The 25,183-nt window shown below is 40.8% G+C and carries 26 protein-coding genes; 9 read left to right on the forward strand and 17 right to left on the reverse strand.

Going from position 1 to position 25,183, the window contains the following annotated elements; genetic code table 11:
• Positions 1-50: 50 nt before the first annotated feature.
• Positions 51-1,448 carry a M20/M25/M40 family metallo-hydrolase gene (locus tag MURRU_RS01845; RefSeq protein WP_014031709.1) on the reverse strand — a complete coding sequence of 466 codons (1,398 nt, stop codon included), beginning with the start codon at positions 1,446-1,448 and terminating at the stop codon, positions 51-53.
• Positions 1,445-2,329: a PPK2 family polyphosphate kinase gene (locus MURRU_RS01850; RefSeq protein WP_014031710.1), complete on the reverse strand. Its 885-nt coding sequence runs from the start codon at positions 2,327-2,329 to the stop codon at positions 1,445-1,447. The genes MURRU_RS01845 and MURRU_RS01850 overlap by 4 nt, the downstream gene beginning before the upstream one ends.
• Positions 2,330-2,511: 182 nt before the next feature.
• On the opposite strand from MURRU_RS01850, the gene MURRU_RS01855 reads away from it, so the two are divergent.
• Positions 2,512-3,222 (forward strand): hypothetical protein, encoded by a 711-nt coding sequence (locus tag MURRU_RS01855; RefSeq protein ID WP_014031711.1) that lies wholly within the window; start codon positions 2,512-2,514, stop codon positions 3,220-3,222.
• Between the two features lie 2 nt (positions 3,223-3,224).
• On the opposite strand, the gene MURRU_RS01860 is transcribed toward MURRU_RS01855, so the two are convergent.
• From MURRU_RS01860 to MURRU_RS01905, 10 genes are all read right to left on the reverse strand, one after another.
• Entirely contained in the window at positions 3,225-4,388 is a 1,164-nt protein-coding gene (locus MURRU_RS01860; protein WP_014031712.1) for a sigma-54-dependent transcriptional regulator, read from the reverse strand.
• A gap of 10 nt (positions 4,389-4,398) precedes the next feature.
• Positions 4,399-5,301: a DUF6268 family outer membrane beta-barrel protein gene (locus MURRU_RS01865; RefSeq protein ID WP_313777685.1), complete on the reverse strand. Its 903-nt coding sequence runs from the start codon at positions 5,299-5,301 to the stop codon at positions 4,399-4,401.
• The gene (locus tag MURRU_RS01870; protein WP_014031714.1) at positions 5,302-6,189 is read right to left on the reverse strand and encodes a mechanosensitive ion channel family protein; all 888 of its coding nucleotides are present in this window, start codon (positions 6,187-6,189) and stop codon (positions 5,302-5,304) included.
• Between the two features lie 6 nt (positions 6,190-6,195).
• Complete coding sequence (locus tag MURRU_RS01875) at positions 6,196-7,533, reverse strand: ABC transporter permease (protein ID WP_014031715.1); 1,338 nt, start codon at positions 7,531-7,533, stop codon at positions 6,196-6,198.
• Complete coding sequence (locus tag MURRU_RS01880; protein ID WP_014031716.1) at positions 7,523-8,461, reverse strand: ABC transporter ATP-binding protein; 939 nt, start codon at positions 8,459-8,461, stop codon at positions 7,523-7,525. The genes MURRU_RS01875 and MURRU_RS01880 overlap by 11 nt, the downstream gene beginning before the upstream one ends.
• 261 nt (positions 8,462-8,722) lie before the next feature.
• Positions 8,723-9,844, reverse strand: a complete 1,122-nt coding sequence (dnaJ, locus tag MURRU_RS01885) for a molecular chaperone DnaJ (protein ID WP_014031717.1) — start codon at positions 9,842-9,844, stop codon at positions 8,723-8,725.
• A 6-nt stretch (positions 9,845-9,850) separates the two neighbouring features.
• The gene (locus tag MURRU_RS01890) at positions 9,851-10,426 is read right to left on the reverse strand and encodes a nucleotide exchange factor GrpE (RefSeq protein WP_014031718.1); all 576 of its coding nucleotides are present in this window, start codon (positions 10,424-10,426) and stop codon (positions 9,851-9,853) included.
• A gap of 150 nt (positions 10,427-10,576) precedes the next feature.
• On the reverse strand, positions 10,577-11,521 hold the full coding sequence (locus MURRU_RS01895; RefSeq protein ID WP_014031719.1) for a TIGR01777 family oxidoreductase: 945 nt from the start codon (positions 11,519-11,521) through the stop codon (positions 10,577-10,579).
• 131 nt (positions 11,522-11,652) lie between these two features.
• On the reverse strand, positions 11,653-12,318 hold the full coding sequence (gene mnmC2, locus MURRU_RS01900) for a tRNA (5-methylaminomethyl-2-thiouridine)(34)-methyltransferase MnmC2 (RefSeq protein ID WP_014031720.1): 666 nt from the start codon (positions 12,316-12,318) through the stop codon (positions 11,653-11,655).
• Positions 12,315-12,791, reverse strand: a complete 477-nt coding sequence (locus MURRU_RS01905) for a DUF4920 domain-containing protein (RefSeq protein WP_014031721.1) — start codon at positions 12,789-12,791, stop codon at positions 12,315-12,317. The genes mnmC2 and MURRU_RS01905 overlap by 4 nt, the downstream gene beginning before the upstream one ends.
• A 106-nt stretch (positions 12,792-12,897) precedes the next feature.
• Here MURRU_RS01905 and MURRU_RS01910 point away from each other — a divergent pair, with 106 nt between their 5' ends.
• On the forward strand, positions 12,898-13,968 hold the full coding sequence (locus MURRU_RS01910) for a branched-chain amino acid aminotransferase (RefSeq protein WP_014031722.1): 1,071 nt from the start codon (positions 12,898-12,900) through the stop codon (positions 13,966-13,968).
• 33 nt (positions 13,969-14,001) lie between these two features.
• Here the strand turns inward: MURRU_RS01910 and MURRU_RS01915 are convergent, their stop codons facing one another.
• Positions 14,002-14,388 carry a pyrophosphohydrolase domain-containing protein gene (locus tag MURRU_RS01915; RefSeq protein ID WP_014031723.1) on the reverse strand — a complete coding sequence of 129 codons (387 nt, stop codon included), beginning with the start codon at positions 14,386-14,388 and terminating at the stop codon, positions 14,002-14,004.
• Between the two features lie 39 nt (positions 14,389-14,427).
• Between MURRU_RS01915 and MURRU_RS18190 the strand changes: the two genes are divergently transcribed.
• The 6 genes from MURRU_RS18190 (at position 14,428) to MURRU_RS01945 (ending at position 18,416) form a co-directional block, all read left to right on the forward strand.
• Entirely contained in the window at positions 14,428-14,616 is a 189-nt protein-coding gene (locus MURRU_RS18190) for a hypothetical protein (RefSeq protein ID WP_014031724.1), read from the forward strand.
• Positions 14,617-14,734: 118 nt separating this feature from the next.
• Complete coding sequence (locus tag MURRU_RS01925; protein ID WP_014031725.1) at positions 14,735-14,914, forward strand: hypothetical protein; 180 nt, start codon at positions 14,735-14,737, stop codon at positions 14,912-14,914.
• A gap of 16 nt (positions 14,915-14,930) precedes the next feature.
• Positions 14,931-15,305, forward strand: a complete 375-nt coding sequence (gene crcB / locus MURRU_RS01930) for a fluoride efflux transporter CrcB (RefSeq protein WP_014031726.1) — start codon at positions 14,931-14,933, stop codon at positions 15,303-15,305.
• 269 nt (positions 15,306-15,574) lie between these two features.
• Complete coding sequence (locus tag MURRU_RS01935; protein WP_014031727.1) at positions 15,575-15,913, forward strand: P-II family nitrogen regulator; 339 nt, start codon at positions 15,575-15,577, stop codon at positions 15,911-15,913.
• 32 nt (positions 15,914-15,945) lie between these two features.
• Positions 15,946-17,226, forward strand: coding sequence for an ammonium transporter (locus MURRU_RS01940; RefSeq protein ID WP_014031728.1), 1,281 nt, complete (start codon positions 15,946-15,948; stop codon positions 17,224-17,226).
• A gap of 134 nt (positions 17,227-17,360) precedes the next feature.
• A complete protein-coding gene (locus tag MURRU_RS01945; protein WP_014031729.1) occupies positions 17,361-18,416 on the forward strand; it encodes an outer membrane beta-barrel protein in 1,056 nt (351 codons plus the stop codon).
• Positions 18,417-18,470: 54 nt separating this feature from the next.
• Here the strand turns inward: MURRU_RS01945 and MURRU_RS01950 are convergent, their stop codons facing one another.
• From MURRU_RS01950 to MURRU_RS01960, 3 genes are all read right to left on the reverse strand, one after another.
• Positions 18,471-19,109 (reverse strand): DUF1684 domain-containing protein, encoded by a 639-nt coding sequence (locus MURRU_RS01950; RefSeq protein WP_014031730.1) that lies wholly within the window; start codon positions 19,107-19,109, stop codon positions 18,471-18,473.
• A gap of 64 nt (positions 19,110-19,173) precedes the next feature.
• Positions 19,174-20,529 carry an alpha/beta hydrolase family protein gene (locus MURRU_RS01955; protein WP_148261465.1) on the reverse strand — a complete coding sequence of 452 codons (1,356 nt, stop codon included), beginning with the start codon at positions 20,527-20,529 and terminating at the stop codon, positions 19,174-19,176.
• Between the two features lie 128 nt (positions 20,530-20,657).
• Positions 20,658-21,110, reverse strand: coding sequence for an Lrp/AsnC family transcriptional regulator (locus MURRU_RS01960; protein ID WP_014031732.1), 453 nt, complete (start codon positions 21,108-21,110; stop codon positions 20,658-20,660).
• Between the two features lie 121 nt (positions 21,111-21,231).
• On the opposite strand from MURRU_RS01960, the gene MURRU_RS01965 reads away from it, so the two are divergent.
• A complete protein-coding gene (locus MURRU_RS01965) occupies positions 21,232-21,633 on the forward strand; it encodes a hypothetical protein (RefSeq protein WP_014031733.1) in 402 nt (133 codons plus the stop codon).
• A 9-nt stretch (positions 21,634-21,642) separates the two neighbouring features.
• Here MURRU_RS01965 and MURRU_RS01970 read toward each other — a convergent pair whose 3' ends face one another.
• On the reverse strand, positions 21,643-25,101 hold the full coding sequence (locus MURRU_RS01970) for a methylmalonyl-CoA mutase family protein (RefSeq protein ID WP_041801732.1): 3,459 nt from the start codon (positions 25,099-25,101) through the stop codon (positions 21,643-21,645).
• Between the last annotated feature and the right edge of the window lie 82 nt (positions 25,102-25,183).

Consider the following 25,183-nt stretch of genomic DNA (forward strand, 5'->3'; position numbering starts at 1 on the left):
GCGAAAACAAACTCGAACTGACGCAAAATTTTGATTCAAGATATACCAACTTATCCTTTTACCTTTTTGATGGGGATGGTTCCGTATTTATCGATAAGGTAAACCAAACTGGCCATCGTAGCTGCTCCCAACTCCAATTCGCGCTTGTTCACGTGCTCAAAAGTATCGTTTTCGGCATGGTGATGATCAAAATAGCGCTGGGTATCGGGTCGCAATCCCGCCAATACTATTCCATCCTCTTTTAGCGGACCTATATCCGCACCACTTCCTCCTTCGTAGAACATGTGAACCAAATAAGGTTCGAACAAATCCCTCCATCCTTGAATCTGTTTCACATTCTCTGGAGAAGCATCAATGGAAAAACCCCTAGGAGTGAATCCCCCGGAATCACTTTCCAATGCAAATATGTGTTGTTCGTTTTTGTTACGGGCTACTTCCGCATACTTATTGCCGCCCCGCATTCCATTTTCTTCATTCATGAACAACACTACGCGTAAAGTTCGCTTGGGTTTATATCCGGTTTCCTTTAACAATCGTAACACATCCATACTTTGCACACAACCGGCCCCATCGTCGTGGGAACCATCTCCCAAATCCCAAGAATCCAAGTGACCGCCTACCACCATAATCTCGTTGGGATAGGTACTGCCCGTAATTTCTCCAATCACGTTATAGGATTGCACATCTTCCAACTGCTTACAGTTTTGTTTGAAGTAAAATTTGACATTAGGATTTAATTTAAGTGTAGTGCTCAGTAATTCAGCTCCTTTTGTACTGATAGCTGCGGCGGGTATACGCTCATTCAGGGGAGTATCGCCATACCCCATGGAACCTGTATGCGGATAATCGTCCAAACGAAGGTTCATGGAGCGCACGATAACGCCCGACGCCCCATATTTTGAGGCTTCGGCCGCGCCAGAATAGCGTTGGTCCACACAACCTGAATATGCTGAGAAGGTATTGATCAAAGTTGGGTCCATGGGACGGTTATAAAAAACAATCTTACCTTCTATTTTATCCTTTCCCAATTTTTCCAAATCCTCAATGCCCTCAACCTCGACCACGTTGGCCTTTAAACCGCCAGCGGGTGTTGCCACTGATCCTCCAAGTGCGCAAATGGGCACATTGGTGGTCAATCCAGGTTTTGTTTCAAAATAGGCAAATTCAGGAACTCCCCTTACCCATTTTGGTACCATTACGGGTTGCAACCAAACCTTGTCCAATCCCAGTGAGTCCAATTGTGCCTTGGTATAATCCACAGCTTGTTGTGCTTGCACGGAACCTGAAAGACGTCCGCCAATTTGGTTGGAGAGATAGTTCAGCCAATCATAAGCCTTACCATTGGTCAGGGCTTCATCGTAAATTGCTTTTATTTGTTTTTCGTCCTCGGTCTGAGAAAAAAATGGGGTACTGACCAACAAAAAGGCCAAAAGTAGGACTGTTCTCATGTGGTTTCTTTTTCCAGTTTTTGTTTAAAGGTTTCTAAATTAGCTTTTATTTCATCGTCCAGCTCGGGTTCCTCAATATCTTTGTACTTTTTTAACGCTTCCATCATAATGGAGGCCACAATTACCCTAGCTGCTTTTTTGTTATCAGCAGGTATTATGTACCATGGAGCACGTTCCTTGGAAGTTTTGCTCAAGGCTTCTTCATAACACTCTTGGTAATTATCCCAAAGTTTTCGCTCTTCGAGGTCACCTGGGGAAAATTTCCAATTCTTTCGCTTTAAGTGGATTCTACGCAATAAGCGTTGCCGCTGTTCTTCTTTGGAAAGATGGAGGAAAAACTTGAAGATTATGGTGCCATTATCGGCAACATGCTTTTCAAAATCATTGATTTGCTGATAGCGTCTTTCCCAGAAATCATTATCAATATCGTCCACAGATTCCACTTTTGGCAGGTTCTCTCCCAAAATATATTCTGGGTGGACCTTGGTCACCAATACATTTTCGTAGTGTGTACGGTTAAAGACAGAAAATTTTCCTCTTTCGGGCAAATCGATATAGTGCCGCCACAGGTAATCGTGCTTTTTTTCCAAGGTGGATGGCACCTTAAAACTATGCACCACCACTCCCCTAACATTAAAATCTTTAAAAACTTCTCTGATCAAACTGTCCTTGCCCGCGGTGTCCATTCCTTGTAAACAGACCAGTACCCCATACTTTCCGTGGGCGTAGAGCGTATCTTGAAAATCCCCAAGGTCCTTTCGGATATCTTTCAGTTCTTTTTTGAGTTTCTTTTTGGATGCACCAAAATCCTCATAGGTGTCTTTTTCAGATAGCTTTACCGTATCAACTACCTTATAATCTTCTGTTTTGATTTCTTTCATAGGAATGAATATAATTCTTTTTGATTACTCCTTCAACCTACTTATTAAATGTGTAGTTCATCGATACTTTGACCACTTGTGCCCAAAGTTGGTTCTTTAATCGATCTATTTATTCCTCTAGACGATGAAAATCGTAACTTTATGATTATCAACGACGCAGTGTCCCAAATCTGTAAAGCGTTATGAAAAGCAGAAAGATTATCCTACTAATAGTCTTTGCTATTGGTCTTCTTGGCCTTTGGCTCATGGCTTCGTTCACTACTCCCGCAAATGCTTGCCAATATGCAAGCACCAATTTAGAGTACATCAAAAGTAAAATCCAAGAGGCTGTGGTGGCCGACAATTTAAATATGACCAAGTACCACGCTTACAAAGCGTTGAACGGCATTGAAAAAACGAAGGGCAATTTTTTGGATTGCGGCTGCGAGGGAGCCATAGAAAGTTTGGAAAATGCACTTTCACATTTAAAAACGGCAACAAAAGCCAGTGTTTTACCAAAGTCCAAAGTGGCATTGCACCAGGCTTTGGAGAGCACTATAATAGGTATTAATGTGTTACAGGAATTCGGGCAACAGACTTCCAGTGATTACGGAAGTAATGTGCTGGTACTGAACACCAAGGAGGTTCTGGGTTTTCAGAGCGGGATGATGTTGACACATGGTTCTGCTGTAAAAAAACAGGTGCACAGCTGTTTATTGAGGTTTGAATCCTCCTTGGATAAAGTGGTTTCTGATGTGGACTGTGAAGAAGCTCACAGATTCATTACCAATATTTATGAAGAATCTCGTTTGACCTTGTTGAACACCAACCTATCGCAACATAAAAAGGAATATCACCAACGGGTCAAAACCTTGGCCAAAGATGCTCTGGAAAAATTAGGTGATTGCAATTAGGCTTATTTACTGGCGAATAGTTTCACATCCTCTTCGGATACTTCCTTACCCCCTAGAATGATAAGACGTTCCACTACATTGCGAAGTTCTCGTACATTCCCCGTCCAATCATAACTTTTAAGCAGCTCTATGGCCTTTTCGGAGAAGCTTTTTTGTCCTGTTCCTTGTTCGGATGCTATTTTTTTTGCAAAATGTTCTATCAACAAAGGTATATCGTCACGCCTATCGTTGAGTGCCGGAACCTTGATCAAGATCACGGCCAAACGATGGTAAAGATCTTCCCGGAATTTGCCTGCTTCAATTTCCTTTTTTAAATCCTTGTTGGTAGCTGCGAGTACCCGAACATCTACTTTAATGTCCTTATCGGAACCTACGCGACTGATTTTGTTCTCTTGCAGGGCTCGAAGCACTTTGGCTTGGGCAGAAAGGCTCATATCGCCTATCTCATCTAAAAATATGGTTCCCTTGTTGGCTGCTTCGAACTTACCTGCCCTGTCCTTAACAGCAGATGTAAATGCACCCTTGACGTGTCCAAACAACTCACTTTCAATCAACTCAGAAGGAATCGCTGCACAATTCACCTCAACAAACGGGGACGATGAACGGGGACTTTTTTGGTGTACCCAATGGGCCACTAATTCTTTACCGGTACCGTTGGAACCCGTAATCAGAACCCGGGCATCGGTAGGCGCTACTTTTTCGATCATGTCCTTTATGGCATCTATTTCTTTGCTCTCGCCTACCATTTCATAGTTCTTGGAAATCTTTTTCTTGAGCACCTTGTTCTCCACGGCAAGTTCCTTCCGGTCCAAGGCATTGCGAACTGTGGTAAGCAATCGGTTTAAATCCGGTGGTTTGGAGATGTAATCGTATGCTCCCAACCGCATGGTATTTACTGCTGTGTCGAGGTCTCCATGACCGGAAATCATAATAAATGGAATTTCTGGTTTTATTTTCTTGGCAGCTTCCAAAACTTCTACCCCATCCATCTTTGGCATTTTGATATCGCAGAGCACTAGGTCAAAATCTTCCTTTTTGATGGCTTCAATTCCTGCTAGACCATCCTCGGCTTCCACTACATTATAACCATCGTTTTCCTCGGCCAATATTTTTACCAATACCCTTCTAATTGCCGATTCGTCCTCTATTATCAAAATTTTTGACATATACTGCTATTTAAAATATTCCTATTTTGAAACCTGTTCTAATATAAAAATTTGCGTCGTTATTGAACAAATACACCTCGCCACGATCTTTATTTCTTAATTTGCCCTCTTGGTACACACTGCTTCCCACAATGGCAAAAAAGGACATACTCTTGGAGATGCTGTATTGATACCCCAAACTACCTACCAAAGTGTTGAACGAAATCCGGGAAGCTGCCAACCCATTATCCAAAACAATATCGTTTTGAAGATTTAAAAAGTAACCATCCAAGAACAGTGCCAACTCCAAACTGTGTTTTTTATCAAAATGATATTTCAGGTTGGATTTTGGCACTCCTGCTATAAACGACCAATCCGGGTGGAACTTTTTATAGTAATGAATCAGGGGCAACGGAACTGGAATCCCGGTAGTGCTGTTGTAGGTCAGCCCCAAAACCACCCGAAAAGGCTTATCTGCTTTTGGTTTTTCTTTCCAAAAAGCCACCGAGCCATTCATAAAAAAATCATCCTGTAACACTCCATTCAATAAATTGGACGCCAATCTAGGAGTCAATATGGCCACAAAATTCCAATCCTCGTTCCATTTTTTGATCAATCCCAAATTAAAATCGATAACATGGAAGCGGATCATCTCTTTTTTATCAAATGGGAGGTCTGCTGAATATCCCATATCAAAACGATTATATTCGGCACCCGTAACCAGATAATCCTTATTGTCGTTCAGTTGTATGGGAAAATTGAGCAACGCCTTGTAACGCTGTGTCTTGACACCGCTATCGTTCTCAGGAATATTAAGGTATTCCAGCCTAAAAATATCTGTGCTCTGTGCCCATAAACTATGGCTACAAAGTATTACAATGAAAGTGAACCACTTCCAAATTGCAATATGGTGAGTTGAGGTTTTTATATGTATCTATTGTTTTGGCTGAATAATATGTATATCGCGTTGCGGGAACGGGATGCTAACGTTGTTCTCCTTGAACTTGGCATTGATTTTATAACGCATTTCACTTTTTATCCGTGGATCTCGGAAAGTATCGTTGGTAAAAAAGTATATGGAGAAGATCAATGCCGAATCTCCAAAATCCTCGAACAGTACAAATGGTTTTGGATTTTTGAGCACTTGTTTTTGGGTATTGGCCACTTCTTCCAAAATAGTGGTCACCAAATCCACATCGCTCCCATAGGCAACACCTACGCTTACTTTTTCCCTTGTGGTTCTATGGTTTTGGGTATAATTGTAAACAATGTCACTTATAAATTTATGATTGGGCAGTATCAATACCTTATCATCTCGGGTAATGGCCCTTGTGGTACGGAGTTTAATTTCGAACACCTTGCCTACCTTACCATCAACCTCCACAACGTCTCCAACCTGCAGGGATTTATCTATAATAATGAAAATGCCTCCAAGAACATCTTTGAACAATTCCTGTAGTGCAAGACCCAAACCAACAAAAAGGGCTGCGGAAGCTGTAATCACCAAGGTGATGTCCACCCCTGCCGCACTTAGGGTTACCAGTATGGCAACTAGATAAATAACGTAATTAATAAACTTAAATATACTGGAGAACTTCTGTTTGTCCTCCTGCTCCATCTTACGGGTAAAAATATTACGGAACCATTTTAAGATAAACTTTGTTGCCACCAATGTGACCGTTAACAACAGTAAAAGTCCAATAGTAAGATTTATAGCCTTTTCGCCTTCACCTATATGGAATCCAAGGTTCAAAAAATCCTTTATGGTCCCCCAAACATCTTTCGTAATGATTTCCTTTATTTCTTCTGCACCTTCTTGCATACTATTTTAATATCTCAACCATTTTATCAATTCTTTGTACGTTGGCTTTTTACCATACATTAAGATACCTGTTCTATAAATTTTGGCCGCCAATGACACAATACCCAAAAAGGTAACGATCAAAAGAAAAACGGACGCTAAAAATTGCCACAAAGGCACTCCTCCTTCCCCAATTCCTCCGGGCAAGCGCATCAGCATTACAATGGGCGATGTTAACGGAAACAACGAAAACCCAACTGCAATGGGACCATGCGGGTTGCTAAACACTGAAAAGAACCCAACATAAATAGCCAGCATTAAAGGTAATATAATAGGGAAAATAAATTGTTGTGTATCCGTCTCATTATCCACCGCAGCTCCAATAGCCGCATAAATAGAGCTATAAATAAGGTAACCAAGTATAAAATAAATAAAGAACGATACTATGAGCAAACCCCAAGGAATATCGTAGATTTCCTTTGCGTACATCATCATTTTATCATCCATGGCGCCTAATTGTGACATTCCCATTGGCCCAGGAGTCATCCCATTGTCGCTTGATAGTGCCGTCAAGTCTATTCCAAAAATCAATACTGCTGCAAACAACAATAATGATGCGGAAACAATCCAAATGATAAACTGGGTGATTCCTGCCAAAGAATTTCCAATAATCTTTCCGAGCATTAATTGAAAAGGTTTTACCGAGGATATGATCACTTCAATAATCCTACTGGTTTTTTCCTCGATAACACTGCGCATCACAAAGCCCCCATAAATAATGATGAACATCATGATCGCATAGCCAAATCCTCCTCCGATAATAGCTTTGATCTCGTTGATGCCCCTCATACTTTTTTCCCCATCGAATGTGGATAGGTTGATTTCAAAAGGTTTTTCCACACTGGAAAACTGTTTTGAGGTCACTCCTAGCTTTTGCAAACGATCTTGCCGCAATTGGTTTTGAAAAATATCCTCCAATTCTTTGGTCACGGAGGTATTGGGGTTGTCCTTAGTAAAAAGATATGAGGAATTGGACACCTCCTCAACCGTTGCCCCTTCGGGAATATAGAGCAACCCATAATATTCCAAGGAATTGGTTGAGTCCTTCGCTTGCTCCAAGGTCAAGTCGTCCATGTGGACATAGGATATATTCTTGGATGGACTGAATTCACTTTGAAAGAAGGCACTTTTATTCAAAACAGACACTACCCTAGTCTCATCATCATTTATTTTGGCCAAATACGCAATAAGCACAATCATCCCTACCATTAGAAGCGGGCTCAAAATGGTCATAACAATAAAGGAACGGTTGCGCACCTTGGCCAAATATTCGCGTTTTATAATCAAACCAAGTTTACTTGTCATTGTCCTTGTTGTTTACAGTTTGAATAAAAATATCGTTGGCCGAAGGTATGGTTTCTTCGAACCTGTTAATATTCCCCATTTTAGAAAGTTTTGCCAAAATTTCCCCGGTGTGGGATGTGGGTAATTGCACCTTGAAATTTAGTTGATGGTCCAATGTATCAATATCCGAAGAAAGAATATTGAGATTTTGTTCCAAAGATTGCATTAAAACCTCAGCTTCCTTTTCCACTTGCAGACCCACATTAAAAATGTTGTTCTTGTACGCTTTTTTGATGTCCGACAGTTTTCCGTCCAATATCTTTTCGGACTTATGGATAAGGGCAATGTACTCACAAAGTTCTTCCACCGACTCCATACGGTGGGTGGAAAAGATGATGGAGGTACCGTTTTTTTTCAACTGAAGGATCTCATCCTTGATCATATTTGCGTTAATGGGATCAAAACCGCTAAAGGGTTCATCAAAAATCAACAGTTTTGGTTCGTGCAGCACGGTAACGATAAACTGTATCTTCTGGGCCATTCCTTTGGAAAGTTCCTGTATTTTTTTATCCCACCAGTCACCAATATTTAAACGGTCGAACCAATATTTGAGTCTTGTTTTTGCCTCACTTTTGGACAATCCCTTCAATTGTGCCAAATAAAGTACCTGCTCTCCCACCTTCATACTCTTGTACAGCCCTCGCTCCTCGGGCAGATAACCGATGGATGCAATATGCTTTGGAGCCAAGGGCTCACCATTGAGCCAAATTTCCCCCTCGTCTTGGTGCGTAATCTGATTAATAATTCTGATAAACGAAGTTTTACCCGCCCCATTCGGGCCCAAAAGTCCGTATATGCAATTCTCAGGAATTTGAAGTGAAATGTTGCTCAGTGCTGTGTAATCACCATAGGTTTTGGTCACATTTTTGGCAACAAGGATATGATCCATGTAAACTATTTTTTCAAAGATATGTATTTGGGAAATGAACTCGTCTTGAATTACTAGATCCAAGCAAAGATTTAAGATTTTGCAGCGGATTTGGACAACTCAAGATGAGTTCTCAATACCTTATTTCCTATAAAAACAAAAACCCACCCTTAAAAAAATCAAGGATGGGAAAAAAATTGCTATGAAAAAGAAAATTAGATATCGGTCACCCAACATCAGTTTCAAATATACGTTTTTTATTTAAACAGAAGGTTTTTTCTCTTAAGAGAACATATCTTTTACCTTCTCAAAAAAAGATTTATCCGATTTTTCGGGCCTTGGAACAAAGTTATCATCGTCCTGCATACGCTCAAAAAACTCCTTTTGTTCCTTATTTATATTTTTTGGTGTCCATACATTTACATGCACCAATAAGTCTCCCGCACCATACCCATTAAGGCTGTTGATTCCCTTGCCACGAAGTCTTAATATCTTCCCAGACTGTAGCCCTGGTTCCAATTTTATACGGACTTTTCCGCCAATGGCATCAATTTCTTTGGAACTACCCAAAACAGCTTCCGGCATACTTATGTACAAATCGTAGTGAAGATTGTCTCCTTCTCGCTTTAAAGTATCGTGCTCAATAGTTTCTATCGCAACCAACAAATCTCCCGCAATACCATTTCCGGGAGCATCATTACCTTTACCGGATACTTTTAGCTGCATACCATCTTCCACACCTGGCGGAATTTTAATGGATACGGTCTCTTCTTCAACCTTGAGCCCTTGAGCATCGGCTCCAGCAGGTTTTTTATCTATGGACTGACCGGCCCCTCCACAGGTTGTACAGGTGGTGGCCGTTTGCATTCTACCCAAAATGGTGTTGGTGATCTTTGTGATCTGTCCGGTACCCTTACAAGTAGGGCAAGTTCTATAGGTAACCCCGTCAGCTTGAAGCTTTCGTCTTACCTTAACTTTCTTTTCTACACCATTGGCCACTTCTTCCAGCGTTAGTTTAACACGGATACGAAGGTTACTTCCCTTGGCTCTGCGCTGTCCGCCACCAAAGCCTCCGAATCCGCTAAATCCGCCACCGCCACCAAAGGCACCTCCAAAAATATCACCGAACTGGCTGAAGATATCGTCCATATTCATACCTCCACCGCCAAATCCGCCACTTCCATCGAAGGCAGCATGGCCAAATTGGTCGTATTTTGCCTTTTTGTCAGGGTTGCCCAATACTTCATAAGCCTCGGCAGATTTTTTGAACATTTCCTCTGCCTTGGCGTCACCGGGGTTTTTGTCCGGGTGAAACTCGATGGCCTTTTTCCTGTAGGCTTTTTTTATTTCTGCAGCTGAAGCTCCTTTGGAGACTCCCAATATTTCGTAATAATCCTCCTTCATACAGATTTAGTTTCCAACAACAACTTTTGGATGTCTTATAATACGGTCTCCAAGTTTGAATCCTTTTTCAACCACATCAATAATTTTCCCTTTCATTTTCTTGTCCGGTGCAGGAATCTGGGTGATGGCATCGTGCACCTCGGCATCAAACACATCGCCCGGGCTGATCTCCACTTGTTCCAGCCCCTTGTTCTTCAAGGTCTCCTTAAATTTATTGCTGATAAGTTCCACTCCTTTGAACATTTCCTTATCCTCGGATTTGGAAAGCTCTTTTAACGCACGTTCAAAATCGTCCAAAATAGGAAGCAATGCCACCATGACTTCTTGTCCCGCAGTCTTGAACAAATCCATGCGTTCTTTGGAGGTTCTTCGTTTGTAGTTTTCAAACTCGGCAAAAAGCCTAAGGAACTTTTCTTTTTCTTTTGCCAAATCTTCACGCAGCTTCTCCTCCTCAGAAATTTCTTCTTCGATTTCTTCCGTGGTTTCGGCTTTTGTATTTTCATCGTTCAGCTCAGTACTCTCTTCGGTTTGCCCTTTTTTAGGCTCATCTTCCATTTCCTCAACCTTACTTTTATTGCTCATGTTCTAATGTTTTATTCCGATTTGAAGTGGCAAAAGTACTGCCAATTGTCTAAAAATGTCAAAATGTCACCGCAAAACATAAAAAAAGCCGCCTAAGCGGACTTTAACCATCTAAAAAGTCATGAAAATTTAAAAATACCTTCCGTTTTCCTATGCTTCCACGGATGCAGGAACACCCTCTTGCTGAGAGGCAAACAAACTTTTTAATGCTTGACAAATATTAGCATACTGAAAAGAAAATCCTTCTTCTTCAATTTTTTTACTGCTCACCCTTTGGCTTTCCAATAAAAGAGCAGACATTTTGCCCAAAACCAACTTTAAGAAAAATGCGGGCATATTGGGCAACCAAAGCGGTCTGTCCAAAATTTTTGCCAGTTCCTTGGTAAGTTTTGTGTTGGTTACTGGATTGGGGGCCACACCGTTATACGTTCCCCGAAGGTTGTTCTCTACCGCAAAAACGAACATTTGCGCCAAATCTTCGATATGAATCCAAGATTGCCATTGATCTCCACTCCCTATGGCTGCTCCAACAAAGTTTTTGACAGGCATTGCCATTTTGGGCAGGGCACCGCCATCTTTAGAAAGAACCAAACCTGTTCTGATTTTAGCCACATCTACACCGATCGCTTCAAAGGTTTCGGCCTCGGCTTCCCATTTTTGCACTACCTCGCCCAAGAAACCATTAGCTATTTTGGTTTCACTTTCATCATAATAGTCACAGACGGAATCTGGATAAATTCCTATGGCAGAAGACGAAACAAGGCATTCAACTTCCTTGTTATTGGACTGTTGCAGCCCTTTTTTTAATGTTCTTAGGCTATTGATTCGGCTAGAGAGTACTTTCCTTTTTTGCTTGGGGGTCCAACGTTTGGCTATACTGGCTCCGGCCAAATTGATAATGGCCTGTACATTTTTGAAGCACTCCAAATCAATCTCTCCCTTGTTGGGGTTCCAGTAAAAACCTTGAAAATCTTCTGTGGAAGAAATCTTGTCCTTACTTGTGGTTAAATAATTTACGGGTATGTCTTTTTGGTGCAGTACTTTTGTTATGGCCTGCCCAACCAATCCTGTAGCTCCTGTTATCAACACCTTCATACTGTCATTTTATACAAAGTTATAGGTTTAATTGACTGTTTATTAGACCTTAATTCAGGTTTAACATATTTGTTTAAACTTTAAACCATTTCATGGTACCAAAGGCTTTTTCCTTAACAGAACATTGGGAACTACTCAGGTTTTTTGGCCCTAAGCATTTCTCTTTTTCCTGGCGGTCCCGGTAATCTTTCCACGGTAAAACCAACTGTTTGCATTGCTCGGCGTACACTACCTTTTGCAGCGTAAGTGACCAAAATTCCGTTGGTTTTTAGTGCTTGGTACATTTTTAAAAAAATCTCTTCGGTCCAAAGTTCGGGTTGGACCCTAGCTCCAAATGCATCAAAATAAATAAGATTGAAAATGTTTTGCTGATCAACCTCTTTAAAGTCCTTTTTCTGTTTGAACAAAGAAAAATCAGCAGTTATTGGCATGTTTTCTTCCCAAGGGGAACTATGCATTTTTTGAAAAGTTGTTTGCTTATCTTCAATCCCCAACTGTTGGCAATAATCCAATGCTTCCACTTCTTCCATGGAAACCGGAAATGCTTCAACACCCACATAATCAACACTCAAATATTGTTTGGGAGCTTCTATTAGGGTAATAAGAGCATTGAGGCCCGTGCCAAAACCAAGCTCCAAGATTTTGACCTCGGTTTTTTCAAATAATCTGAGGCCATGTTCGATAAAAACATGGTAAGCTTCTTGGACGGCACCATGCTTGGAATGGTACTGTTCGTCCCAATCCTCTATTTGGATGGTTTTGGAGCCATCTCCCGTGGTAATTATTCTTCGTTTCAAGGTTGAGAGGCGATTAGCACGCCTTCCGCTTCGAACCTGAGTGTTTTTTTCGGAGTGGTTATTTGGGCCAATTCATCTTCGGAAGCACCTTCGTCCTCGGCATAGTGTTTTTGGTCTTCTACAGACATTTCCTCGAAAAATGCAGCTCCTTTCATAACCACTTTTTTACCTGCGGCATCTTTGGGAACAAAGAATCCATAATCCTTAAAACGGACAAAAACCTCGTCGTTGGATTCCAACTGCACCTTCATCCAGCATCCTTTTGCCTGACAAACTTCCTTGATCTCGCCCACGATTTGGGTCTGCAAGGAATCCTTGCCTGAAATTTGGTCAAAAGGGGCGGATGTTTTGGAGACTTTCCGGGAGATTTCAAATTCCTCCCCAAAATAATCGCCTTGAATAGCCTCTTGTTTGCAGGAGACCATCAAAATACCCAGTAAAAAAACAGTAGTAAAAGTGTTAAAAATCTTCATTTTTGATAACATTTAAGTAATTGTGGGTCAAGTACAGTATTTAGATTTGTGAAATGTCCAAAACTAACAATAAATAGCTAATTTTATCACGGTAAATGTAAGTGATATGGAAACAATGGCTAACAAAATTGCTATAGAGAAAGCTAAATCCTCTAAAATCCATGATGTGGATTTTGATAACCTTTCCTTTGGAAGTGTTTATTCTGACCACATGTTGGTCTGTGATTATAAAAACGGAAAATGGAATACACCAAAAGTGGTTCCTTACCAGCCCATTACGCTGGATCCTTCAGCAAAGATTTTCCATTATGGACAGTCTATTTTTGAAGGAATGAAAGCCTACAAGGACGAGAACGGCAAGGTATGGCTTTTTAGACCCGAAGAAAACTGTAAACGTTTGAACAAGTCGGCCCAACGTTTGGCGATTCCTGAAATACCCGAAGCTTATTTTATGGAAGGCCTCAATACTCTTATTGATTTGGAAAGCGAATGGATTCCACAAAGTCCAGGGAGTTCCTTATATATTAGACCTTTTGTTTTTGCCTCTGGAAATGGATTTCACGCTTCACCGGCCGATGAATACAAATTTATTATTGCCTGTGCACCTTCAGGATCTTATTTTTCTGGAAAAGTGAAAGTTTTGATAGAAGAAACCTATTCCCGAGCAGCAAACGGCGGGGTTGGTTATGCCAAAGCTGGTGGTAACTACGCGGGTCAGTTCTACCCAACAAAATTGGCTGCGGACAAAGGGTATCAACAAGTAATTTGGACGGATGACAACACCCATGAGTTTATTGAGGAAGCTGGTGCCATGAACGTTTTTGTTCGTATCAACGACACTTTGATGACCGCACCAACAAGCGACCGTATATTGGATGGGATAACCAGAAAAAGTATTTTGGACATCGCCAAAGACGAAGGCATTAAAACTGAGGTTCGTAAAATATCCGTTCACGAATTGGTTGAAGCGGCAGAAAATGGCTCGTTAAAAGAAATGTTCGGGGCAGGTACGGCTGCGGTAGTTTCTCCGATTTCAGGCTTTGGCTACCACGGCAAGGATTACGATCTTCCGGATTTGGAGGAAAGCTATGCTTCTTTGCTCAAGAAAAGAATCACGGACATTCAATACAACCGGGCCGAAGATAAATTTGGATGGCGACACGAAGTCATCCAGTAAAACAAATAACAAAGGCGCCGATGGGCGCCTTTGTTATTTGTCGATTATGTTTTGTATGTCCGGCTTAAAATAATTTGGGCCTTTCAGTACTTTTCCATCCTCACGGTAAATGGGCTTTCCATTCGCTCCAAGTTTACTCATATTACTGCGTTGTATCTCTTCAAAAACTTCTTCTATCTTGTATTGCATGCCATGCTCAAGTATGGTTCCGCATAAAATGTAGAGCATATCGCCCAATGCATCGGCAACCTCAACCAAATCGTTATTATTGGCGGCTTCCAAATACTCACGGTTCTCTTCATCCATCAAATTAAACCTTAGATTGTTTTTGTCCTTTCCCAAATCTGCCTTTGGCTCTTGGGAAACTCCGAGACCAAAAGAATTGTGGAAGAGCTCCACGGCCTTAATTTTACTTTCCATTACACTTATTTGATTTAGCTTTGCATAAAAATATAAAATATGTTCAGTACGGGACAGCTAATTTTCGCAGCCTTATTTTTTATAGCCTTTGTGGCGATTATCGCCTTTTCCTATCGTAAGGATAAAAAACTGCATAAAAAAAATTATAAAGGTGTCATCTGGATTCTAGCTGCCTTCTTAACATTTATAATTATCCTGTTTTTGATTAAACACTTCCTCAAAAATTAACATTTAAATTGTCTTTACCACAAAAATCAATCGTTTAACAACAATAGTTCGCCCTGTATTTCGTTCTTATAGGAAAAAACGTACTTTTGTTTTAACAATACTTTAGCAACTAACCTAAATGACTGTATTTTTTAGTATTCTTTTTGTTTTGCTTGTTATTAATGCCATTCTGTTGGTTTTTAGCGTCAATGGAGCTAAGGAAAGATTCATAAAACCGATTCAACGGATTTCCGAAACCTCGACCACCAAGCTTTTCCCCCGTGAGGCCGTAGAAACCGAGTACAAAGAAGCGGTTTAGTTTGTACCTTTAAGGCATGAAACAGGCCTTTCTTGTTTTTTTGGGTGGGGGAATTGGAAGCGTTTTACGCTTTTTGATTTCCAAACCTCTCAACCCCCTTTTCCATAATTTCTTTTTTGGGACCTTTTTGGTCAATATTATAGGTTGTCTTTTAATTGGACTTTTTTTAGGTCTCTCTGCCAAGGGCAATGTACTATCCCATAACAACACTCTTTTTCTAGCTACTGGATTTTGCGGTGGCTTCACTACTTTTTCTGCATTTGCTTTTGAAAAGCATACCTATTTAAAGAATGGCGAACTCCTCAATTTAGCCATTTACATGATTTCGAGTATTGGCATTGGTGTATTGGCCGTTATTTTGGGATTATGGATCGCCCGACACATCCATTAGTTATAAACTGTGTTTTTATCGTTAAAATTTGTTAAAAGCTAAACATTTTACATGTTTTAAGGTGCTGCTATTGAGAAAAATAAAGCAATAGACACATAATCTTAATATAAAATCAACAAATACATAACAAAAAATAATTTAAAATTGAATACCCCTAAAATTTAGGGGGTATTTTTCTTATACCCATAAAAATAATACAACCACCCTCCTATTTTAGGTAGTCTATATTGAATTCATATATATTTGAATAATCAATTAACTACTTAATTATGAAAAAAGTCGAGGCAATTATTAGAAAATCCAAATTTGATGAGGTGAAAAAAGCCCTACATCAAATTGAGGTCAACTTCTTTAGTTACTGGGATGTAACAGGGGTTGGAAATGAAAAACAAGGACATGTCTATCGTGGCATATCGTACAGTACAAGCGATATACAGCGAAGGTATTTGGTTATCGTGGTTAGCGATGACTTTCTGGAAAAAACCGTGAATGTTTTATTGGACACAGCAAGTACCGGTAACGTTGGTGATGGAAAAATTTTCGTCTCCGATGTTATCGAGGCTTACAGAATCAGAACCAAGGAAAACGGTAGCGCAGGAATCAACTAACACTAATAGCCAAAAACTTAAAAACTTAGATTATGATTGTACAAGAACAAGAAGCGATAGACAAAGCCGTTGAAGCCATTACTGGCGATATAGGCGCCTTGTGGATTACACTTGCCGCCGTTTTGGTATTTTTTATGCAAGCAGGTTTTACCCTTGTGGAAATAGGTTTTACCAGAAGTAAAAACAGCGGCAATATAATAATGAAAAACGTTATGGACCTTGCCGTAGGCTCAATAATGTTCTGGGCAGTAGGTTACGCCATTATGTATGGTAGCGATTTAGTGGGCGGAGGATTTTTTAGGTCCAGTCCTTCGGATCAGGGATATTTATTTTTTAGTGCCGATGATTGGCACAATCTGTTTTTCCAAACTGTATTCTGTGCCACAGCTGCCACCATTGTGTCCGGAGCTATTGCAGGTAGAACCAAATTTTCCACTTATTTGATTTTCTCCGCAATCCTTACCACTTTAATTTACCCTATTTCAGGTAGCTGGTACTGGCCTTTTGATGACGATGCATGGTTGAACACAGCCGGATTCGTTGATTTTGCAGGTTCTTCCGTAGTGCACGCCGTTGGTGGTGCTGCTGCATTGGTGGCTGCCATTTTGGTTGGGCCGAGAATTGGTAAATATGTGGATGGAAAGGCCAAGGCGATTCCAGGTCACAATATGGCCTTTGGAGCATTGGGTGTGTTTATCCTTTGGTTGGGATGGTTTGGATTTAACGGTGGTTCTCAATTGGCTTGGGGCGGTGACGACACCATTGCAGCAACGAGCGTTATCATAAACACAAACCTTGCCGCTGCCATTGGTGCCATTGCAGCCCTGTTCTTTACCTGGGCCAGATATGGTAGAGCAGATATTTCCATGACATTGAACGGTGCTTTGGCCGGTTTGGTAGGTATTACCGCTGGATGTGGTTCCGTAAATGCTTGGGGAGCCCTTGCCATTGGTTTGATATGTGGTATTGTAGTAGTAGCGTCCATTGAATTTATTGATAAGAAACTTAAGATTGACGACCCAGTAGGTGCCATTTCCGTTCATGGAGTTTGTGGATTCCTAGGAACCGTTCTTATTGGTCTATTTGCACTGGATGGCGGATTACTTTACGGAGGTAGCGGAAAACTACTTTGGGTACAGACATACGGATCGTTGGCCTACATTGTTTGGGCAGCTGTTGCATCCTTTATAGTACTCTTTATATTGAAGAAAACCATTGGGCTTCGCGTATCGGAGCAAGAGGAAGTTGATGGTTTGGATTTGCACGAACATGGAGTGGAAGCTTATCCAGAACACATTTCCCAAGACAAATAGTTTCAAACAAACTCACAGATTGGACAAAAGGAAACGGAGCGTTCTGCCAAACGCTCCGTTGAATAACCTTTTCAATCAAACTCACAATTAAACAACCGTCCTTAAATAAAAGGACAACTTAAAACGATTATGATATGAAAACGATTATAAATACAAACTTCGGAAAAATTTTGGCTATCGCCATCTTTTCAATGGTAACATTTTCTGCTTCTGCACAGGAGGAAGAAACTACTCCAAAGTTTAGCTTTAGCGGTACTGTTGATGCTTATTACAGAGCAAATATTACTGCTCCAAATGACGAAGAAGCCATAGCTCCAGGATCCTCTTTTGCGCAACTCCCTGGATTCTCTTTGGGTATGGCAAACCTTATTGCCGCTTACGAGGGTGAAAAAGTAGGTTTTGTTGCCGATTTGGTATTTGGCCCACGTGGTACGGATGCTATTTTTGAATCACCAATGTACTCAGCAACTGGAGACATCATCAACCAATTGTACGTATATTGGAATGTAAGTGATGCCGTCACCCTTACCTTTGGTAACTTCAACACCTTTTTGGGATACGAAGTAATCTCTCCGGCCGCTAACTTTAATTATAGTACTTCCTACTTATTCTCTTACGGCCCTTTTAGCCACACAGGCCTTAAGGCTGATTTTGATTTGGGCAACGAATGGTCCGCCATGGTTGCTGTGATGAATCCAACAGATCTGACCGAGTTCAACCCGACAGGTGATTACGCTGTGGGCGCACAATTAGGATACTCAGGTCAGTTTTTGAACTTCTTGTACAGCCAGGGAGGCTTTGAGATTGACTACACTGGTGGTTTTGACCTTTCAGATGAGTTCTTCTTAGGTATCAACGCTGCTCACTTTAGCATGGAAGATGACGGAGGATCTTTTACAGGTGCTGCGCTTTATCCACAGTACGCAATTTCTGATACTTTCAGCCTAGGGCTTAGGGGTGAATACTTTATGGAAACGGATGAATTTGGTGCCATTGGAGAAGTGTTTGATGCTGATGGAGATGCAAGTGTATTGGCATTAACTTTAACAGGTAGCGCTACTATAGGCAACTTGATTCTTAAGCCAGAAGTTAGATTGGATAGTGCTTCTGAAGATACTTTCATCGACCACGATCTTGCTCCAACCTCGAGTTTGGCCTCTGTATTGTTCGCCGCAATATACTCCTTCTAAGCAATATAGATATGACACGAAAAAAAGCCTTATTCCAATAGGATTAAGGCTTTTTTAGTCCTTGTTAAAATTTTTCACTCCTGCTCTCACTTTAGTTCTCAAATAATTTTGCCTTGGCACTAGAGGGCAGGAGTACTTTTTGTTGTAAACGCAGTACGGATTGTAAGCTTTGTTAAAGTCAATCACCAAAGTATCCCCTTCCGGAATGGACAAATCGATATACCTGCCACCACCATACGTTTCTTCCCCATTGGTATTATCCAAAAAAGGCAAAAACAGATAATCTTCGTATGCTTCGTCATCCATCAAATCCAAACTTTGGTATACTTCCAGTTGATGCACTGCACCGTTTAAGGTAAAATGGGCAATTCCATAAACCACTTCTTGGGTCCGCCTATCCGTAGTAGTGGGCATAAAAAAAGGTTCTGCATTGGGAGTACGCTCAAACCGTGCTTTTACAATATATGATGTATCCGGCTCAAAAAAATCGAGCCCTTCAAAATCTTTACGGTATTTATCGGGCAAAGGAGAGGAATCCGGGTCTTTAAAGCTTTCATTCTGTTCTTCTTGGTATTCCAAAATATCAGCTATCAAGTCAGATTCAACTGCTACCTCCTTTTCTTTATCGTGATATTTTTTACCTTGTCCACAGGCTGTTAGGAATATAACTGAAAGTAAGATTGCGTATTTCATCCAGAAAGTATTTATACAAAAATACAGCTCTAAACTAAATCAATGTTTAGGCCTGCGTGGCAGATTAATTTTCATCGACCTTAATGTCGTATCGCGCGTCTTTCAAATATTTTGAGACAAGCTCGTTAAACTCCGGTGTAATTCTAAATAAGGCCGTATTTTCCAGATCATAGAGCTTTTCCTTGTCCTTGAAACCCTTTTTCAATAACTCCTCCAAATAGAACAACGAAGTACCAAAATCATCATTTTTAGCACTAAGTGAAATGGTTTTTAGATAATACTCGTAGTTGTCGGGCTCCAAAATTGTTTTTAGCATGTACAAAAATGCCAGAGCATCCTCATCAACCACCTTTTCCGATGCTATAATACTAATGTTATCCTCTGCCAATGCATTGACAAACCCCTTTAACCGATGTCCCATTTGTCTTTCATACGGTTTTGAGCCCGAAATGAACTTCTCTATCTCCCCCATTTGGTGGTTCCACCAGCCCAAATTGTTGAAATTATGGGTATATACATCTTCCTCCATATAAAATTGATAATCTTCCTTGAGCATGGATTCCTTTAAAAAAGCAGCATTTTCTGCCCTCTTCATTGTCTTGAAACTCCTATCTCTACGAAGGTCCTTTTGTACCGATCTTAGAGAATCCGTATTTTTCAATGCTCCGTACATGGACATCATTTCGGTCATATATTGCTCCGCCCACAACAAGTCTCCAATATTTTTTAACTGATTCACCTTTTCCAAATCATCTTGGTAGGCTTTTTCAACGTAGGTCGAATCCATAGGAATCCATTTTCGCCCCATGGCATCGAGGGTGAAGAGCTGCATCCCTTTTTGTAAATAAGTTACCCCTGGCCAGTTACCATTTCCATCGAATAGCAAAACCTGATTTGGAAACTTATAGCGGTCCAAAAGTTTGGTATCCGTAAGCATAAAAGGATAATTGAAGTTTTCTTTGCTAACCATACCTATAAAATGAAAAGGTTTCTTAACATTAATGAGTTCGCTATTGGATAAAGAAGCGCCAATGGACATGGCCCCGTTGACCCCATTGATCAGAATGGGCACCAAACTGGCAAATTGCCCTCCGGAATCCTCGCCTGCAGCATAAATCCGATCATTATGTATTGGTAATAGACTTGCAACTTTCTGAATTGCCTGGCCAGCTACTACCATGTTCTTGGTCAAAGAAATACTGTCCATTAATTTTGGGGCCGCCAAAACATAACCTTCTTTTTCCGCAGCAAGTACAAACATGGACAGTGCTTTTTTCTCATTTCCCTCCGCATCAAAAACCATGAGCAACGGCCACTTTTCATCCATGGAAAACGTTTTGGGAATATAAAGGGAGTAGGTATTTTTGGTTGAATCATTGACCGAGAGATTATCAATAATCTCCCCCTTTTTCAAAACCATTTGTTGCGAAAAGACAGAAAATGTGCAAAAAATAGTCAAAAGCGGTAACAAATATGTTTTTCTCATAACCCTATTTTAACAAAAATCTAGCCAAAGTTTGTTTTGAAAACGTCAAATTTATCAGCCAACTACTTACCCGTCTTATTTTTTTTGATCGGCGAGTTAGCCACAACGTTGGACAATACAATATGTGTCCTACATTCACCATACACGATCAGTTCATCAATAAATTCTTCTAAATGCGACTGATCACGAAGCACTACCTCCATTATTATATTCTCATTGCCCGTAATTCGATAGCAATTTACCACTTCCTGAAAAGTTTTGACCTTATCCAAAAACGGTTTGAGCTTTCCCATAAAAGCACGCAACATAATAATGGCCTTTAGCTGATACCCGGCCTCCACATAAGAAATTTCAGTACCGTAACGCTCAATAATTCCGAGGTCTTCCATCTTTTTTACACGCTCCGCCACAGCGGGTGGTGTCAACCCGATTTTCCTTCCAATATTGGCAAAAGATTCCCTCGCATTTTGCTGCAAATGATTCAGAATTTGCCAATTCAAGTCATCTATCTTCATATCTAAAGAAATTTACCACTATTTTTTTACTATCGAAAGTAAAATCGAATAATTGCTTTATTAACAAAAGTAAAAAAATTTTAATCGTGCTTAATTTTATAGTACAAAATTGCTGTTGAAAATGGAGAGAAATTCCCTTAACTCCTTAGGTGTTTATCGTAAATCTTTGGCGCTACGCGACATGAGCGAAGCCGTAGCGGCTTATTTTGCTCAAAACAGGGAAATTCTGTCTTTGCGTAAAATTGATTCCTTCCGAGACGACATTTCCAAATCCCTTTTGGCAGATGCCGATTTGATTACAAAAGAAGTGGAACAAGCTGCATTGAGCAATTGCCATTCCTCGCGAATGAGAAGTCTTTCGTACGTAAACATTATGACCCGTAACATCTTGGCCTATTGCAATGGCTTGGAAAGGGACGGTGTTAAAGAAAAGGAATACCTAAATCTTCTTCGTAGAGAAATTCGGATATTCCGAGTTTCCTTTAAAAAGTGGAGAAAGTCTTTGATCAACAAGAACGACTAAGTTCCCCCTTTACATATTTCTTCGGTATTGCCCTCCCACTTGGAACAAAGCTTCGGTAATCTGACCCAATGAGCAATATTTAGCAGCTTCCATTAATTTTGAAAAAATGTTCTCATTATTGATAGCTACTTCCTGTAATTCGGATAGTTGCCTTTCTGCCATGCTTTTTTCTCTTTCATGAAGGTTTTCCAGTGTTTTTATCTGATTTTCCTTTTCGGTTTCGGTAGCTCGGATTACTTCTGCGGGCAAAATGGTAGGCGAGCCTTTGGAACTCAAAAATGTATTCACTCCAATAATCGGATATTCCCCGGAGTGCTTTAAAGTTTCATAATGAAGGCTCTCTTCTTGTATTTTGGAACGTTGGTACATGGTTTCCATGGCTCCAAGTACACCACCACGTTCGGTAATTCTGTCAAACTCCATCAAAACGGCCTCTTCCACCAAATCTGTCAACTCTTCAATAATGAATGATCCTTGAATTGGATTTTCGTTTTTGGCCAACCCCAATTCTTTATTAATGATCAACTGAATGGCCATGGCCCTACGCACCGATTCCTCGGTCGGGGTGGTAATGGCTTCATCATAGGCATTGGTATGCAATGAATTACAGTTATCATAAATCGCATAAAGTGCCTGAAGCGTGGTACGGATATCATTAAAATCAATCTCTTGCGCATGCAGACTCCTTCCCGAAGTTTGAATATGGTATTTGAGCATTTGCGCTCTCGGGTTGGCCCCATATTTCTCTTTTAAAGCTTTGGACCAAATACGTCGAGCTACGCGACCAATTACCGCATACTCTGGATCTACTCCATTGGAAAAGAAGAACGAAAGGTTCGGGCCAAATTTGTTGATGTCCATTCCACGGCTCAAATAGTACTCCACGTAGGTAAACCCGTTGGACAGCGTAAATGCCAATTGGGTGATAGGGTTGGCACCTGCCTCCGCAATATGATAGCCCGATATGGAAACTGAATAAAAATTACGAACCTGTTGCTCTATAAAATATTCTTGCACATCGCCCATTAACCTTAGGGCAAACTCGGTTGAAAAAATACAGGTGTTCTGTGCCTGGTCTTCTTTTAATATATCGGCCTGTACCGTACCGCGAACTTGATTCAGGGTTTTCTTCTTTATTTCTATATAAACCGATTCTGGCAATACTTGGTCACCCGTAACGCCCAAAAGCATCAATCCCAAACCATTGTTCCCTTTAGGAAGCTCTCCATAATATTGGGATTGCCCCCCCTCTTTCTTATCAAAAATAGCTTTGAGTTTGTCTTTCACCTCTTTCTCCAGACCATTTTCCTTGATGTACTTTTCGCAGTTTTGATCAATGGCGGCATTCATAAAAAATGCCAACAGCATTGGAGCGGGACCATTTATGGTCATACTCACAGAAGTCATTGGGCTGCTCAGATCAAAACCTGAATACAATTTTTTGGCATCGTCCAAACAACAAATGGACACTCCTGCATTACCAATCTTTCCATAAATATCAGGGCGATGGTCTGGGTCGTTTCCGTACAGCGTCACCGAATCAAAAGCAGTGGAAAGCCGCTTGGCGGGCATATCCATACTCACATAATGGAACCGTCGGTTGGTACGTTCCGGGCCTCCCTCACCAGCAAACATTCGGGTTGGGTCCTCTCCTTCCCTTTTAAACGGATACAAACCTGCCGTATATGGAAATTCACCAGGTACATTTTCTTGCAATATCCATTGTAAAATATCCCCCCACGCTTGGTATTTGGGCAGGGAAACTTTAGGAATCTGACTGTGCGACAGGGATTCGGTATGGGTTTTTATCTTGACCTCCTTTTCTCGAACTTTAAAGGAATAGATTTCAGATTTGTAGCGATTTACCTTTTCCCGCCATTTTAAAATAGCCTCCCAATGATGCGGATTCAAATGCATCTTGACTTTGTCGAACTCCTTTACCAGTAGTGAAATAAATTCTTTGGATTTATCACTTTTTAGGTATGATTGAATTTCCTCTTCGTTCAACCCTGACTTATCTAAAAACAGTTCCTCGGCTTTCTCTTGATCAAGTCCCAAGGCAGATGCCAATGTTAAAAAGATACCATAGAGCTTTTGGGCTATTTTGGATTCCTCCCTTGCCTTGGCATCATAACTTCTATTATTTTCAGCTATTTCTGATAAATAACGTGTTCGTGCTGGTGGGATTACATAGATTTTCTCTGCCATTTCTTGGATAATCTCGATGGTTGATTCCAAATTGGAATCTGCTTTCTCCAACAAGGTGTCCATCACCTTTTTGTAGAGATTATTCATCCCAGGGTCGTTGAACTGTGAAGCGATTGTTCCGTAAATGGGCAGTTCATCTTCATTGGCATGCCATAATCCATGATTACGGGCATATTGTTTTTTTACATCGCGAAGGGCGTCCAAAGCACCACGTTTATCAAACTTATTGATGGCAACAATATCGGCAAAGTCCAGCATGTCAATCTTTTCTAATTGCGTGGCCGCACCAAACTCGGGCGTCATCACATATAGCGAAACATTGCTGTGTTCCAAAATTTCGGTATCGGATTGACCAATTCCAGAGGTTTCCAAGATAATCAGGTCATATTTTGCAGCTTTCAGCACTTGAACTGCCTCCGATACGTGTTTGGACAGGGCCAGATTGGACTGTCGCGTAGCCAAAGAACGCATGTACACTCTATCGCTGTTGATGGCATTCATTCGGATTCTATCTCCCAAAAGTGCGCCTCCCGTTTTTCGTTTTGAGGGATCTACCGAAACAATACCGATGTGCTTATCGGGAAAATCCATCAAAAAACGTCGCACCAATTCGTCTACCAAACTCGATTTTCCTGCCCCACCTGTACCGGTGATACCTAAAACAGGTACGTTGGTCTGTCTTTGTTCAATTTCTTGTTGAAATTTCTCGTACTCTTTATGACGGTTCTCGGCCAATGAAATTAATCGTGCCAAGGTATTCGGATGCTTTTTCTTCAATTCGTTTTCCAGTGATTTTCCTTTAGGAAGATTTAAATCGGGAACGGCATTATCACATCGTTTCACTAAATCGTTGATCATTCCTTGAAGCCCCATTTGCCTACCATCGTCTGGGGAATAGATTCTTTCAATCCCATAATCCATCAACTCCTTTATTTCTTCTGGAAGGATGACACCTCCGCCACCACCAAAAATTTTGATATGTGCTGCGCCTCTTTCTTTCAGCAAGTCGAACATATACCTAAAATACTCATTGTGCCCTCCTTGGTAAGAGGTCATTGCAATGGCATTGGCATCTTCTTGAATGGCACAATCCACCACTTCGACCACACTCCTATCGTGCCCCAAATGAATCACCTCAACTCCAGTAGCTTGGATAATCCTTCGCATAATATTGATGGCCGCATCATGTCCATCGAACAAAGAAGCTGCGGTCACGATTCTGATTTTATGTTTAGGCTTGTAGGGTTTAATTTGTTCCATCTGCAATAAAAGGTCTGTTTTCGCCCTGCAATTTACAGAAAATGCAAATGAAAATTGGTTTTGATTAAGATTATACAAAAAA

This window comes from Allomuricauda ruestringensis DSM 13258 (assembly GCF_000224085.1).
Classification (GTDB): domain Bacteria; phylum Bacteroidota; class Bacteroidia; order Flavobacteriales; family Flavobacteriaceae; genus Flagellimonas; species Flagellimonas ruestringensis.

What these genes read in the sequence shown, in the direction of transcription:
- MURRU_RS01845 (WP_014031709.1), bottom strand. Translation starts at nt 1,448, where the DNA reads ATGAGAACAGTCCTACTTTTGGCCTTTTTGTTGGTCAGTACCCCATTT.
- MURRU_RS01850 (WP_014031710.1), bottom strand. Translation starts at nt 2,329, where the DNA reads ATGAAAGAAATCAAAACAGAAGATTATAAGGTAGTTGATACGGTAAAG.
- MURRU_RS01855 (WP_014031711.1), top strand. Translation starts at nt 2,512, where the DNA reads ATGAAAAGCAGAAAGATTATCCTACTAATAGTCTTTGCTATTGGTCTT.
- MURRU_RS01860 (WP_014031712.1), bottom strand. Translation starts at nt 4,388, where the DNA reads ATGTCAAAAATTTTGATAATAGAGGACGAATCGGCAATTAGAAGGGTA.
- MURRU_RS01870 (WP_014031714.1), bottom strand. Translation starts at nt 6,189, where the DNA reads ATGCAAGAAGGTGCAGAAGAAATAAAGGAAATCATTACGAAAGATGTT.
- MURRU_RS01875 (WP_014031715.1), bottom strand. Translation starts at nt 7,533, where the DNA reads ATGACAAGTAAACTTGGTTTGATTATAAAACGCGAATATTTGGCCAAG.
- MURRU_RS01880 (WP_014031716.1), bottom strand. Translation starts at nt 8,461, where the DNA reads ATGGATCATATCCTTGTTGCCAAAAATGTGACCAAAACCTATGGTGAT.
- dnaJ (WP_014031717.1), bottom strand. Translation starts at nt 9,844, where the DNA reads ATGAAGGAGGATTATTACGAAATATTGGGAGTCTCCAAAGGAGCTTCA.
- MURRU_RS01890 (WP_014031718.1), bottom strand. Translation starts at nt 10,426, where the DNA reads ATGAGCAATAAAAGTAAGGTTGAGGAAATGGAAGATGAGCCTAAAAAA.
- MURRU_RS01895 (WP_014031719.1), bottom strand. Translation starts at nt 11,521, where the DNA reads ATGAAGGTGTTGATAACAGGAGCTACAGGATTGGTTGGGCAGGCCATA.
- MURRU_RS01905 (WP_014031721.1), bottom strand. Translation starts at nt 12,791, where the DNA reads ATGAAGATTTTTAACACTTTTACTACTGTTTTTTTACTGGGTATTTTG.
- MURRU_RS01910 (WP_014031722.1), top strand. Translation starts at nt 12,898, where the DNA reads ATGGAAACAATGGCTAACAAAATTGCTATAGAGAAAGCTAAATCCTCT.
- MURRU_RS01915 (WP_014031723.1), bottom strand. Translation starts at nt 14,388, where the DNA reads ATGGAAAGTAAAATTAAGGCCGTGGAGCTCTTCCACAATTCTTTTGGT.
- MURRU_RS18190 (WP_014031724.1), top strand. Translation starts at nt 14,428, where the DNA reads ATGTTCAGTACGGGACAGCTAATTTTCGCAGCCTTATTTTTTATAGCC.
- MURRU_RS01925 (WP_014031725.1), top strand. Translation starts at nt 14,735, where the DNA reads ATGACTGTATTTTTTAGTATTCTTTTTGTTTTGCTTGTTATTAATGCC.
- crcB (WP_014031726.1), top strand. Translation starts at nt 14,931, where the DNA reads ATGAAACAGGCCTTTCTTGTTTTTTTGGGTGGGGGAATTGGAAGCGTT.
- MURRU_RS01935 (WP_014031727.1), top strand. Translation starts at nt 15,575, where the DNA reads ATGAAAAAAGTCGAGGCAATTATTAGAAAATCCAAATTTGATGAGGTG.
- MURRU_RS01940 (WP_014031728.1), top strand. Translation starts at nt 15,946, where the DNA reads ATGATTGTACAAGAACAAGAAGCGATAGACAAAGCCGTTGAAGCCATT.
- MURRU_RS01945 (WP_014031729.1), top strand. Translation starts at nt 17,361, where the DNA reads ATGAAAACGATTATAAATACAAACTTCGGAAAAATTTTGGCTATCGCC.
- MURRU_RS01950 (WP_014031730.1), bottom strand. Translation starts at nt 19,109, where the DNA reads ATGAAATACGCAATCTTACTTTCAGTTATATTCCTAACAGCCTGTGGA.
- MURRU_RS01955 (WP_148261465.1), bottom strand. Translation starts at nt 20,529, where the DNA reads ATGGTTTTGAAAAAGGGGGAGATTATTGATAATCTCTCGGTCAATGAT.
- MURRU_RS01960 (WP_014031732.1), bottom strand. Translation starts at nt 21,110, where the DNA reads ATGAAGATAGATGACTTGAATTGGCAAATTCTGAATCATTTGCAGCAA.
- MURRU_RS01965 (WP_014031733.1), top strand. Translation starts at nt 21,232, where the DNA reads ATGGAGAGAAATTCCCTTAACTCCTTAGGTGTTTATCGTAAATCTTTG.
- MURRU_RS01970 (WP_041801732.1), bottom strand. Translation starts at nt 25,101, where the DNA reads ATGGAACAAATTAAACCCTACAAGCCTAAACATAAAATCAGAATCGTG.